Consider the following 13,101-nt stretch of genomic DNA (forward strand, 5'->3'; position numbering starts at 1 on the left):
TTGAAAAGAATGAATAACAGATGAACCTAGATGAGAATCGTCCAGATCCTGACGAACTTCTTGCTTCGTTAAAACTTGAAGAGGAAAAAAGCAAGAGGGGAAAGTTGAAGATATTCTTTGGAATGTGTGCGGGTGTGGGTAAGACCTTTACAATGCTCCAGTCTGCGCATACAGATAAAACGAAGGGTATAGATATTGTTATTGGGTATATTGAATCGCATAGTCGCCCTGAAACCAATGAACTGATTAAAGGATTGGAGCAGATCCCTCGCAAAAAATACGAGTATAAGGGCTCTTCACTTGAAGAGGTTGATATTGATGCAATTGTTACTCGAAAACCACATGTTGTACTTATCGATGAATTTGCGCATACCAATGCTCCAGGGAGTCGCCATTTGAAACGATATCAGGATGTAATAGAGATTCTGGATAGTGGAATTGATGTGTATACAACCGTAAACGTTCAGCATATCGAAAGCCGTTCCGACACGGTTGCCCAGATAACGGGCATCACCATTCGCGAAACATTACCCGATGAGGTTTTTGAGAGTGCCGATGATATTGAACTTGTTGATATCACTCCCGATGAGCTCTTGCAACGCTTTTCGGAAGGCAAAGTATATGCCCCGGAACGCTCCAGAGAGGCGATTCAGAACTTTTTTCGTAAAGGAAATATTACTGCTCTTCGCGAAATGGCTCTGCGTATTGTAGCAGATAGGGTCGATAAGCAACTTCGCCAGTATATGCAGAGGAAGCGTATTCCAGGCCCTTGGAAATCGGGGTTACATCTAATGGCAGTGATTGGCCCTAGCCCTGAATCGGCAAAGCTAATTCGGTGGGCAAAAAATCTATCATCAACAATGGGAGCAACGTTGTTGGCTTTATATGTTGAAACACCAATAAAACTAACAACTACCCAGCAAGATCAGCTCACAAAAAACATCAATCTTGCTAAACAGCTAGGCACCGAATTCACAACAACATCAGGCGATGACATCGTGAAGGCAATTCTCAACGTTGCTCAAAAGGAGAATATTTCTCATATCGTTATTGGTAAACCAAGGCATCGTACCCTTTACTCGATGCTGGTTTTGGGAAATTTTGTAAATAAACTAATTAGGCATAGCGGAAATATAGATGTATATGTTATGGGGTCGAATGCACCCCAGGATAGCCAGTACATGAAATATATTGGATTTCCTGCTTTTACATCAAACTTTTCTCAGTATTTCCTTGCGGGATTAATTACTATCATAACTGCTTTGGCTTTCTTCCCATTTCGAGAACTTGTTGCCTATCAGATAGTAGCCTTTACTCTTCTTTTTATAGTTTCAATTCTCTCTATATTTATGGGAATTGGTCCTATTCTCCTCTCGGCTACCTTAAGTGCACTTCTTTGGGATTATTTTTTTATACCACCATCTTTTACATTACATATAGGTAAACCAGAGGATGTGTTAATGCTGGTTATGTATTTTTTAATAGCTTTACTGAATGGGGTTTTAACTGCAAGGGTTCGTAATCAGCAACGATTGACAAGGGAGAGAGAAGAACGTACTAATGCTCTTTACAATCTTACTAAAGGATTATCTTTTGCCTCGGGAACTGATGAGGTTGTAAAAGTCTCTGCTGATGGAATAAATAAGTTCTTTGGGTTTAACAGCGCAATCATTCTTCAGGAAGGGATCAATGAACTTAACCCTAACATTGTAAATAAGACGGACTTAAAATTTTCAACTTCAGAATTAAGTATCGCATCTTGGGCGTTTCATAATCTGAAGAAAGCAGGTAAATACACTGATACCTTGCCCTCAACCGATTTTACATTCTATCCACTAAATACCAATAGAATGCATCTAGGTGTTGTAGCAGTTAAACATGTTAAGGCTTTCAATGCTGATGAGGAAGTTTTCTGGGATACATTTAAAACTCAAATTTCTAACGCTTTAGAACGAGAATTCTTGAATGATCTAGCTCGTAGGGCATCAATTCTGAACGAATCTGATAAGTTGTACAAAACACTGTTTAACTCCATATCGCACGAGCTTCGAATTCCTGTTGCAACTATTATGGGTGCTTCCGATTCGCTTTTGACGGTTAATCACGATGAGCAAACACATAAAAGTTTATGTAACGAGATTTTCACCGCTTCGGAACGCCTTAATCGCCTTATCGAAAATCTTCTTAATATGTCAAGGCTTGAATCTGGGAGGATATCTCCTCGGCTCGATTGGCACGATGTGAACGATTTGGTAAACAAGGTTACCGAAAACCTGAAAACGGAACTCCAAAATTTCAAATTGGAGGTTGTGATTCCCGATAATATGCCTTTGGTTAAGATTGATTTTGGATTGATTGAGCAGGTAATTCATAACCTATTATTCAATGCAACTCAGTATTCGCCGCATAAAACCACAATTAGAATCAAAATATACTATGATAAGCCTAATTTGATTATATTAGTCATGGATCGTGGCCTTGGTTTTCCTAAAAATGCTATTCCTTTTGTATTTGATAAGTTCTATAGGGTTGACGGAACAAAATCAGGAGGTACAGGTTTGGGCTTATCTATTGTTAAAGGGTTTGTGGAAGCCCATAACGGAACTGTAAAAATTGAGAATAGGCAAAATGGGGGATCAAAGATTACAATTAAAATCCCCACGGGTATACCAGATCTTGGATTAATCAAAGATGAATAATTCTATGAGTCTCGAAAATTTAATATTGGTTATTGACGATGAAGTTCAGATTAGGCGTCTACTTGAGATTACCTTAAATGCGGACGGGTATAAGGTGAAAGAAGCAACAACTGGGAAGGATGGCTTAATTGCAGCTGTTACCTATAGCCCTTCGCTTATCATTCTTGATTTAGGCCTGCCCGATGAGGACGGAAGTATTGTTTTGAAACGGTTACGGGAATGGTATAAAAACCCAATTATTATTCTCTCAGTCAGAAATTCAGAGGATGATATTATTAATGCGCTGGACAATGGTGCAAACGATTATCTTACAAAACCATTCCGAACAGGAGAGTTACGAGCCAGAATAAGATCCGCCTTTCGATTGATTAAAATTGAAACGGAGAATAATCCGATACTCACATTCCAATCTTTAATTATTGATTTAACAAATCATTCGGTAAAGAAGAATAACGAATTGTTAAAATTCACAACCACAGAGTTCTCTCTTCTGGCACTACTCGCTAAAAATGCTGGGAAAGTTTTAACTCACCAGTATATACTAAAAGAGGTTTGGGGTTATGGTTATATCGATCAAACCCAGTATTTACGAGTATTCGTAGCACAACTTCGTAAAAAAATTGAGGATGACCCTGCTAAACCGAAATTCATCCTAACCGAATCGGGGATTGGGTATAGGTTTAGCGAACTACTTTGAGTATCCTCGTAATAGTTTCTATTTAAGTTGAAGGAATAGTTTATGTATCGCAGTAAATAACTACGCCATCTTCACAAGAATTGTCTTGATAGCATCTGAAACATCTTCCGCTTTATCAACAGCTTTCTCTAATGTTTCAAGAATTTCCTTTTTCTTAATTAGTTCGAATGGATCCTTTTCGTTCTCAAAAAGCAATGAAATACCCATATGGTATAGTTCATCAGCTTTATTTTCTAAAGTATTAATTGAAATACAGGATTTGGTGATTTTATCCTTATTACCACTCGGATCAGTTAAATGATTGACTGAAAACTCAATTTCTTTTGCTGCTTGATATATAATTTCAGCAAACTCTAAATAAACAGGGATGTAGGTTTTAGGTTTGTAAAGCCTGATTCTTTGTGCAACACCATTAATTGTATCAACCACATCGTCAATATTCGATGCGAATTGCTGAATATCCTCCCTATCGAATGGAGTGATGAAAGATTTATTTAATTGATCAAATATGGTATGCGTAACATCATCACCAATCTTTTCGAGTTCCTTAATCTGTTTTATATAGGTTTCTTGCAGTTCAATATTTTCTGTGCCAAGTAAAAGTTTTAATACTTCGGCAGTTTTAATTAGGTTTAGTGCGTCCTTCTCGAATAGAGGATAAAAAGAATGATCTTTTGGCACAAAGAACTTTAAAATTGTATCTATGTTCATTTTAATAAGTTTATAATATTAATATTCATTGCATTAGTTATTACTGAAACCAAACAAGTAGGTAGTAAACCAATGCGCTTACTACAGCTGAAATTGGAATTGTGAGAATCCAAGCCCAGAATATTTTAGTTGTAACGCCCCATTTCACAGCAGAAACCCCTTTTCTAGCACCAGCTCCTATAATTGCTCCTGTTATGGTATGGGTAGTACTTACAGGTATTCCAAAATGGGTTGCACCAAAAAGAGTTAATGCACCTGCACTTTCAGCACAAAACCCTTCAAATGGTTTTAGCTTGGTTATTCTTTGTCCCATTGTTTTTACAATTCGCCATCCTCCAAACAGGGTTCCGAAAGCAATTGCTGCCTGACAGGATAGTACTATCCATAAAGCTATTGGCGTTTCTTTTGTTACCTGACCAGCAACAAGTAGAGCAACCCAAATAATACCCATAGATTTTTGAGCATCATTTCCACCATGACCTAAGCTAAAAGCAGCAGCTGAAAGAAGTTGCAATCGTCGAAAGTGCTTATCAACCGTAAATGGTGTATAGTTTCTACTCAGATAAAGAACTAAAGCAGATATTAGAAAAGAGATAATCATTCCAAGTAATGGTGCAATAACAATAAATGCAACGATTTTAAGAACACCGCCTATAACAACTGAGCCAAATCCTGCTTTTGCAACTGCAGCACCAACAAGACCACCAACTAGTGTATGCGATGAGCTGGATGGGAATCCCCACCACCATGTTACTAAATTCCATGAAATAGCTGCAACTAATGCAGCTGCAATAACTGTTAAACTGATTACATCTGGGTTTACAACCCCTTTGCCCATTGTTGTTGCTACTTTTAAAGGGAAAACAAGAAAAGCTACAAAATTGAAAAATGAGGCTAACAAAACGGCTGAAAAAGGTGATAAAACTTTTGTTGATACAACAGTGGCTATTGAGTTAGCTGAATCGTGGAATCCATTGATAAAATCAAAGATTAGCACAAAGGCGATTACAACATACAAAAGGGTCATACTATAGTTATATTGATATTTTAATAAAGTCGATCAAAGTTGAAATGTTAAACAAAATCGCAAGGATAAACTATTAAAAATCAGTCAAATATAATTTATCTTGCTAAATATTAAAGGATTGTAAAGTTCAATATTAAGAATATATTAACCAAGTATTTCAATTAAAATGTTTAATGAGGTGTTGTGAAACATTCTATTAATACATGTAACAACATTTCAGAGGTTATAAAATTAAACCTTATTTAGGGATTTGATTTTGGAGGTTCAAAATGGTGGAATACTATCAACTTAAAAATTTCAATGTTCAAGATATAGAAATTTGTAACAATTTAGCGTACAAAAAAATCGCACGCAAAGTCGCAAAGAGATTAAGGTTTATTCCGTAGAGGTTAAAAGGCGAAATGGTTATAAGAAAAGCAACAGCAAAAACATACAAAAGTAGTATTATCGAAAAAACAGAGAAATTTGAAATGAAAGCAATTAATAAGCGCAAAGGGAAAAAACATTTAGTTTTTTCTTCTTCGCGAACTTGGCGACTTTGCGAGAATTATTAGTGCAAGAATAGCATGTGTAATTGATTTTTTTAATTGCTCAAAAACACAATAAAAATTTAGCTAGTAAACCTCGCCAAGATTAACAACCTTGCTTAGAAGAATTAAAAACAATCCTGTTGGTAAACCCACAATAAATAAGTATTGTAAATCTTCGTTGTATTTACTTAGGTTTTTTTTCAACTTCTTAACCATTTTTTTCATAGCTCCTGTTTTTACTTATAGTGTAAATTTACAATCACAATTACCCCAAAGTCATTTTTTCAGTATTAATTTAAAGTTAAGTTTTTATGGGTTGACTATCTTTACCCCATATATTTTGATATAATGAAGGATAGAAGTTTTACCAGCATGGTTGATATTATCGCCAAGGGTTTTTATGAGGTGATGGAGGAGGGGAGATATTTGGATCAGGTAAGTTCTCATTGGATTAAGCAAAACTCTGAGTGGAATGGTTTTACCAAAGGATTTTTTGCTGAATCGTTGATGGAAGTTGTGCGTTGGTGGAGACTTCTGGAAACATCTGTAAACATCACTTTAGGGGCAAAGTCTAAAGATTCGTATAGATTGATGGTACTTACCTATTTTCTGGTAAAGGCAAAAGATGAGCGAGTTAATGAGTTCTTTCAACCCTCGTTACGAGACGATATACTGAAATATTATGAGCAGATAAAAGATAATAGAATCATTTCTGAGTCTGTCCCTGATTGGCTCGATAGCTTAGCCACGAGTGAACTAGGAGATTCATGGAACAATGAGATAAAAGCGTTGAACTCCCTGCCCCCCATTGTTTTACGAGCAAATACCCTTAAAACAACAAGAAGCGATTTGTTTAAACGACTTGCTGCTGAGGGGTTTCATGTTAGTAATTTAGACTATCCCGATGCGTTAATACTGAATAAACGAGCAGACATCTTTAAATCAAAAACCTTTTTCGAAGGGCTTTTCGAGGTGCAGGATGCATCATCGCAAGGGGTTGCACCATTCCTTCAGGTTGAACCCGGAATGAGAGTTGTTGATGCCTGTGCTGGGCATGGAGGTAAAACGCTTCACATTGCAAGCCTGATGAAGAACAAAGGGAAAATTCTGGCACTTGATAATGCTGATTGGAAACTCGAAGAGTTGATGAAACGGGCTATCCGTGCTGGTGTTTCAATAATAGAACCACGTCCGATTACTACTACAAAAGTTGTTAAACGTCTAAAGGATAAGGCTGATAGACTTTTACTTGATGTTCCCTGTTCAGGTTTGGGTGTTCTGAGGAGAAATCCCGATTCAAAATGGAGGCTAACCCCAGAAAAAATCCAAGAAATTAAAGTATTACAAGCATATATTCTCGATAAATACTCACAGATGGTTAAATCAGGAGGTAAAATGGTTTACTCTACATGTAGTATCCTCCCATCTGAGAATCAGCAACAGGTACAGTCATTTCTTTCTAGAGTTAATGGTTCATTTATCCTAGAGGAAGAAAAATCGATCTCTCCTGCACTCAGTGAGTTTGATGGATTTTATATGGCAAGAATGAGGAGAGTGAGTTGATAATTAAGTGAAAAAACAAGTATAAAACAATAACCTTAAATCTCAAATTTCTCTCCCCACTGAGACATAAGCTGCATAACTGGTAACAATTTCTCTCCTTCTTTGGTTAAGGAATATTCAACCTTTGGTGGTATAACCTCATATACTTTTCGGTTTACTACACCGCTTTTCTCAAGTTCTCTCAATACTTGTGTTAGCATTTTATCGTTTATCCCCACCAATATTTTTTTTAATTCTCCATATCTCTTTGGACTCTCTCTTAAATTCCAAAAAACTAAGCCTTTCCATCTGCCACCAATAACAGATAGCGTTAAATCTACAGGACAATAGTAAAATGTTCCATCTAATTGATATCGTTTCATAAACAAATTATTTTACAGCTAAAATAATATAACCTCTTAATACTTACTAAATGTATAGTGCTTTCTTTTTGGGTAGTATATTGTATTAATAAAGCAGTTGACGCAATTTTGCATCATAAATAAAACTAAAAAAATGGAAAAAGAAGAAGTAAAAAAAACGGCATTATCTGTATCATATGCCATCTTAGATGGAAGATGGGACGACTTAGCCAATTTGTTAGATGATAACTTCACCTACACTGGAGATGGTTTTATTTTCAGTAAAGATGAGTACATAGGTTTTATGCAGGATATGAAGGCTGCATTCTCGAATTTAAGAATGGAATTTCCTCACATTCTTGTGGATGGTGACCAAGTATCTGTTCGATTTATTTCTAGAGCAGTAAACACTGGTAAATTTATGGGAGCACCTGCCAATAAAAGGAATTTGGAAGTCCATGGCATTTTTATTAGAAAAGTGAAGGATGGTAAGGTAATGCAAGAATGGCAGACGACAGACTTATTGGGGGTAATGAAACAAATTGGTTTCGGTGCTTTAATGGGGTATTCTGTTTTTGTTGGATTATTTAATGTGAAACAAAAACGACCTGTTAGAAAACACTAGGCAAAAAACTCTCAAAGGAAACGAGTAGATTTGTCTATTCGTTTTTTTGTTTTCATTAAAATAAATAGAAAAGGCTGAAAATTAGCACATCTTCCTATTCTTCAACGATTCTTCCCAACAACGTAGCTGGTGTACAATCCGTAATTTCTACAAACACGTAGTCACCAATCTTATAGTTTAATCTTGGAAAAACAACAACTTTGTTTTGTGATGTTCTGCCAAAGAAATCATTAGTTGATTTTTTTGATTCTCCTTCAATTAACACCTCAAAACTTTTACCAATCTCTCCTTTCTTACTGTCTTCGGAAAGTTTTCCTTGGAGTTCAATAATTTCTGTAAGTCTACGGCTTTTTATATCCTCTGGAACATCATCGGGTAATTTACGGGCGGCCTTAGTGTTTGGTCGCTCTGAGTATTTGAACATGAATGCAAAATCAAATCTTGCCCACTCCATAAGGGTAAGCGTTTGATCATGATCAAGCTCTGATTCGGTGCAAAAGCCAGCAATAAAATCGGTAGATATGGCGCAATCTGGAATAATAGTACGAATGGCCTTAATCCTATCCATGTAAAACTCTTGAGTATATCCTCTATTCATCAATTCAAGGATTCGTGTTGAACCTGATTGAACTGGCAAATGGATATGATTGCAAATGTTTTCATACATGGCCATGGTATACAAAACCTCGTTGGTAAGATCTTTGGGATGAGAGGTCGAAAATCTTACACGTAATTTGGGGCTTAGCCTTGCTACCATTTCAAGCAGTTCAGGGAAATTTACATGGTGGGTTAATAGCCCACCTTCCTTGTTGATATATTGACCGATTATTCCGCCTTCCTTCTTTATGTAGTGGTCTTTTATGTAATGGCCAATAACGCCCTCCTCTTTCCAACTATACGAATCAACATTTTGACCAAGTAAGGTTACTTCGCGGTATCCAGCATCAATTAACTCTTGAACTTCTCGGATAATGGTTTTAGGATCACGGCTTCGTTCAGCACCACGAACGTAAGGAACTACGCAGTATGAACACATGTTATTGCAACCCCTCATAATAGATACAAAAGCCGAAACCCCATTCTTATCAAGTCTAACGGGACTTATATCACCATAAGTCTCTTCTCTAGATAGTAGAACATTAATTCCTTTCTGTCCAGCCTCAGCGGCTCTTAGAAGCACTGGAAGTTCGCGGTAAGCATCGGGGCCAACAACTAGATCAACTACCTTTTGTTCCTCAATCAAGTTCTCCTTTAATCGTTCTGCCATACATCCCAGCACGCCAACGAGTACAGATGGTTTCCGTTTTTTCACCTGTTTGAAAACATCTAGCCTTCCCCAAACCCTAGTTTCTGCATTCTCTCTGATGGAACAGGTATTAATAAGTATAACATCAGCGCTATTAATATCGTTGGTTATTGCATAGCCATTTGCATGAAGTATCGAGGCTATCACCTCACTATCGTTAACATTCATCTGACAGCCATAGGTTTCGATAAAAACCTTTGGTCTATCATCGTTGGGTTGATTATCAATATTATCGAATAGTGTACCCTGCTCCTCGTTGAAATCCATCGGATGAAAATTTTTACAAATTTAGCTATCTATAACAAATAACACTTTCTATATTTCATTTTTATCGTTTTAAATATTTATAACTTGAAAAAACAATTAAATTTGGGTCATTATTTTAGTAATATAAACATAATAATAGCTAATTTAGACTGGTGTAACTTAATATTAATCAACACATGTCAGGACATAATAAATGGTCGACCATTAAGAGAAAAAAAGGAGCAATTGACTCAAAACGCTCAAAAATCTTCTCAAGAATTACAAAAGAAATTACGATTGCAGTAAAAGAGGGTGGTGCTGATCCTGAAGGAAATGCTAGGCTCCGTTTGGCAATAAACAACGCTAAAGGCGCAAATATGCCAAAGGATAACATGATGCGAGCCATTCATAAAGCCGAAAAAGATCCTGATAATTTTCATGAGTTAACATTTGAGGGTTATGGTCCTGGTGGAGTAGCTATTTTTCTTGAATGCTTGACCGATAATAATAACAGAACTGTTAGCGCTGTCCGTTCTGTCTTCTCAAAAAGAGGAGGAACCCTTGGAACTAATGGCTCATTAGCTTTTTTATTCGATAGACAAGGAATCTTCACCATTCTAAAGGACAAAATTAATTTGGAAGATGTGGAGCTCGATTTAATTGATGCTGGAGCGGAAAACATCGAATTAAACGATGACACCTACACGGTTTCCACAGCAATGGAGGACTTTGGGAAGATGAATAAGAAATTGGAAGAGCTAAAAATTGAAGTTGAAAACGCTTCCCTACAAAGAGTTCCAAACGATTATAAAAGCACCGATAAATCAACAGCGCTTAGAGTTTTAAGGCTGATTGATGAGTTTGAGGAGAATGAGGATGTTCAAAGTGCCTACCATAATCTAGAAATTACCGATGAGATTATGGCTGATATGGAAAGTAGCGAGTAATTAAGGATTTTAAATAATAGCGAGGTCATGTCTTTCGACTGACCTTTTTTTATTTTTGACTATGACACCAGATTTTATTCTTTCTCTAGATCAAGGAACATCAAGCTCACGAGCAGTAATCTTTGATCGATTCCAGCAGCCATTGGGAATGGAACAGGTTGAATTCACTCAGCACTACCCATCTCCTGGTTGGGTGGAACATAACCCCGAGGAAATATGGGAAACACAGATTCGGGTTGCAAGACATCTTCTTAAGAAATTAAAAATAAAACCCGATAGAATAGCAGCCATTGCCATTGCCAACCAGCGAGAAACAACTGTTGTTTGGGATCGTGAAACAGGCCGACCCATCCATAATGCAATTGTTTGGCAGGATAGACGTACCGCAGATATTTGCGAATGGCTTAGAAGTCAAGGATTAGAGGAGTATATTAAATCGGCCACAGGATTGGTAATAGATTCCTACTTTTCAGGAACAAAGTTAAGTTGGATTCTTAAAAATATTCCAGGAGCACTTAAACTTGCGCAAGAGGGACGATTGGCCTTTGGTACAATCGATTCGTGGTTGCTTTGGAAGTTAACTGGTGGCAAAGTACATGCAACCGACTCAACAAATGCATCGCGAACCATGCTTTTTAATATTTCCACCCTTAAATGGGATGAGAAATTACTTAATGCACTGAATATCCCTGCAAGTGTTCTGCCCAATGTTTTGCCCTCCTCTGGGCTATTTGGGCGTACGGCTAAAGATATTTTTGATGGTTATTCAATTCCCATAGCTGGCATTGCTGGCGATCAACAATCAGCACTTTTTGGTCAAAAATGCTTTGATGCAGGAGATGCAAAAAATACCTATGGCACAGGCTGTTTTATGCTAATGAATACGGGGATAAAGCCCGTGATATCAAACTCAGGATTACTTACAACCATTGCTTGGCAAATTGGAAACGAGGTAAACTATGCCCTTGAAGGAAGCGTTTTTATTGCTGGTGCAGCAATTAAATGGTTGCGCGATGGGTTAAAGATTATTAAAAACGCATCGGACACCGAGGAGATTGCACTCTCAGTTATTGATAGCCAAGGAGTTTATATAGTACCCGCCTTTACTGGGCTTGGTGCGCCCTACTGGGATATGTATGCTAGGGGTGCTATTTTTGGTTTAACACAGGGAGTAACCGATAAACATTTAGTTAGAGCAACTCTGGAATCATTAGCCTACCAAACTCGCGATATTATTGGATTAATGGAAATTGACTCAGGAATAAAACTCAAAAGTTTAAAGGCTGATGGAGGAGCATCTGCAAATAACTTCCTAATGCAATTTCAATCAGATATCTTAAATGTAGATGTTGTTTGCCCACCATTCCCTGAGGCAACTGCTTTTGGAGCAGCACTTCTTGCCGGATTAGCCATTGGATTTTATCAACAAAATGATATAAAATCAATAATTCCAGGAAGCAAAAGCTACCAACCAAAAATGGGTGAACATCAAAGGGACGAACTCTATCGGGGATGGCTTAAAGCTGCTGATAGAACGAAAAACTGGGTAAAGGAGAAGTAGTTGTTCATGAATATATAAGAAGTTAGATTGAAGTTAATCGGAAATTATTCGGAAGTTAATCAAAAAAAGCAACCTTTTTATAGTTTATCGCATTTTGCGATAATCGAGTGTGCCAGTACTACAAAAACAATAAACCCAGATTTTGCTTTATTTGAAGTCTGAAATTATCAATTCCTAAGATTAATTACCTTTGACCTTTTCAAATTCGAAAATGATGAAAAGACTTACCGCTTTAATGCTGATTTTAACCACGATGATCCTTATGGGAGGTTGTGGAAAGTTTGAGAAAATTGCCATTTATGGGATGAAGGATGTAAAATTCAGGGGAATGAAGGATGGTAGAATTCTATTAAATCTAAACCTAGAAATTGAGAATCCGAATAATAAAAAAATAGTAATATCTAAAATTTACTTTAAGGCATGGATGAATAACCGGGAGTTAGGAGTTTTAAATAGCACTAAAAGTATAGTACTGAAAGCCAAATCTCGCGAGGTGTTTCAAATTCCAGTTGAGATTGTTTTAAGAACAACTGCCGATATTTTTAAACTCATGAACATTAAAGAAGATCTCCTTAATCAATTAACCATCGAAGGGTTTATAAAAGGCCGTATTTTTTGCATCTCAAAAAAGTTAAAAATCGAAAAGCAACCCTTTTCTAAGTTAGTGAATTCTCATAAAGAGAAACTAGAAACAACAGAAGTAAAAGACACCCTGCAAAATAGAGAAACCTTTCAGAGCGATACATTAATTGTGAGATAAGAATTGTTTTTTGCACGGATAATTAAAACACAATCTTAAAATTGCAACACTTAAAAAATTCCTACTCCTAGCGTGGATGCTAGATATC

Annotated in this window: 12 protein-coding genes; 7 read left to right on the plus strand and 5 right to left on the minus strand. The window is 36.8% G+C overall.

The window, feature by feature from the left end; all coding sequences use genetic code 11:
* The first annotated feature begins 20 nt into the window (after positions 1 to 20).
* Together HOO91_01405 and HOO91_01410 are read left to right on the plus strand one after the other, a co-directional pair.
* Entirely contained in the window at positions 21 to 2,699 is a 2,679-nt protein-coding gene (locus tag HOO91_01405) for a sensor histidine kinase KdpD (protein NOU16202.1), read from the plus strand.
* Entirely contained in the window at positions 2,692 to 3,396 is a 705-nt protein-coding gene (locus HOO91_01410; protein ID NOU16203.1) for a response regulator, read from the plus strand. Before HOO91_01405 ends, HOO91_01410 begins: the two co-directional genes overlap by 8 nt.
* 60 nt (positions 3,397 to 3,456) lie before the next feature.
* On the opposite strand, the gene HOO91_01415 is transcribed toward HOO91_01410, so the two are convergent.
* From HOO91_01415 to HOO91_01425, 3 genes are all read right to left on the minus strand, one after another.
* Complete coding sequence (locus HOO91_01415) at positions 3,457 to 4,107, minus strand: DUF47 family protein (GenBank protein NOU16204.1); 651 nt, start codon at positions 4,105 to 4,107, stop codon at positions 3,457 to 3,459.
* A 40-nt stretch (positions 4,108 to 4,147) separates the two neighbouring features.
* Complete coding sequence (locus HOO91_01420) at positions 4,148 to 5,134, minus strand: inorganic phosphate transporter (protein ID NOU16205.1); 987 nt, start codon at positions 5,132 to 5,134, stop codon at positions 4,148 to 4,150.
* A gap of 614 nt (positions 5,135 to 5,748) precedes the next feature.
* A complete protein-coding gene (locus HOO91_01425; protein ID NOU16206.1) occupies positions 5,749 to 5,889 on the minus strand; it encodes a hypothetical protein in 141 nt (46 codons plus the stop codon).
* 147 nt (positions 5,890 to 6,036) lie between these two features.
* Here HOO91_01425 and HOO91_01430 point away from each other — a divergent pair, with 147 nt between their 5' ends.
* Positions 6,037 to 7,227 carry an RNA methyltransferase gene (locus HOO91_01430; protein NOU16207.1) on the plus strand — a complete coding sequence of 397 codons (1,191 nt, stop codon included), beginning with the start codon at positions 6,037 to 6,039 and terminating at the stop codon, positions 7,225 to 7,227.
* 35 nt (positions 7,228 to 7,262) lie between these two features.
* Here HOO91_01430 and HOO91_01435 read toward each other — a convergent pair whose 3' ends face one another.
* The gene (locus tag HOO91_01435) at positions 7,263 to 7,589 is read right to left on the minus strand and encodes a helix-turn-helix transcriptional regulator (protein ID NOU16208.1); all 327 of its coding nucleotides are present in this window, start codon (positions 7,587 to 7,589) and stop codon (positions 7,263 to 7,265) included.
* Between the two features lie 133 nt (positions 7,590 to 7,722).
* Here HOO91_01435 and HOO91_01440 point away from each other — a divergent pair, with 133 nt between their 5' ends.
* Positions 7,723 to 8,193 carry a SnoaL-like domain-containing protein gene (locus HOO91_01440; protein NOU16209.1) on the plus strand — a complete coding sequence of 157 codons (471 nt, stop codon included), beginning with the start codon at positions 7,723 to 7,725 and terminating at the stop codon, positions 8,191 to 8,193.
* 94 nt (positions 8,194 to 8,287) lie between these two features.
* On the opposite strand, the gene miaB is transcribed toward HOO91_01440, so the two are convergent.
* Positions 8,288 to 9,766 (minus strand): tRNA (N6-isopentenyl adenosine(37)-C2)-methylthiotransferase MiaB, encoded by a 1,479-nt coding sequence (miaB, locus tag HOO91_01445; protein ID NOU16210.1) that lies wholly within the window; start codon positions 9,764 to 9,766, stop codon positions 8,288 to 8,290.
* Between the two features lie 176 nt (positions 9,767 to 9,942).
* Here miaB and HOO91_01450 point away from each other — a divergent pair, with 176 nt between their 5' ends.
* The 3 genes from HOO91_01450 (at position 9,943) to HOO91_01460 (ending at position 13,013) form a co-directional block, all read left to right on the plus strand.
* Positions 9,943 to 10,692, plus strand: coding sequence for a YebC/PmpR family DNA-binding transcriptional regulator (locus tag HOO91_01450; GenBank protein ID NOU16211.1), 750 nt, complete (start codon positions 9,943 to 9,945; stop codon positions 10,690 to 10,692).
* A gap of 61 nt (positions 10,693 to 10,753) precedes the next feature.
* Complete coding sequence (gene glpK, locus HOO91_01455; GenBank protein NOU16212.1) at positions 10,754 to 12,253, plus strand: glycerol kinase GlpK; 1,500 nt, start codon at positions 10,754 to 10,756, stop codon at positions 12,251 to 12,253.
* Between the two features lie 214 nt (positions 12,254 to 12,467).
* Positions 12,468 to 13,013: a hypothetical protein gene (locus HOO91_01460; GenBank protein ID NOU16213.1), complete on the plus strand. Its 546-nt coding sequence runs from the start codon at positions 12,468 to 12,470 to the stop codon at positions 13,011 to 13,013.
* Positions 13,014 to 13,101: the final 88 nt, after the last annotated feature.

The organism is Bacteroidales bacterium, from assembly GCA_013141385.1.
GTDB lineage: Bacteria > Bacteroidota > Bacteroidia > Bacteroidales > Tenuifilaceae > UBA8529.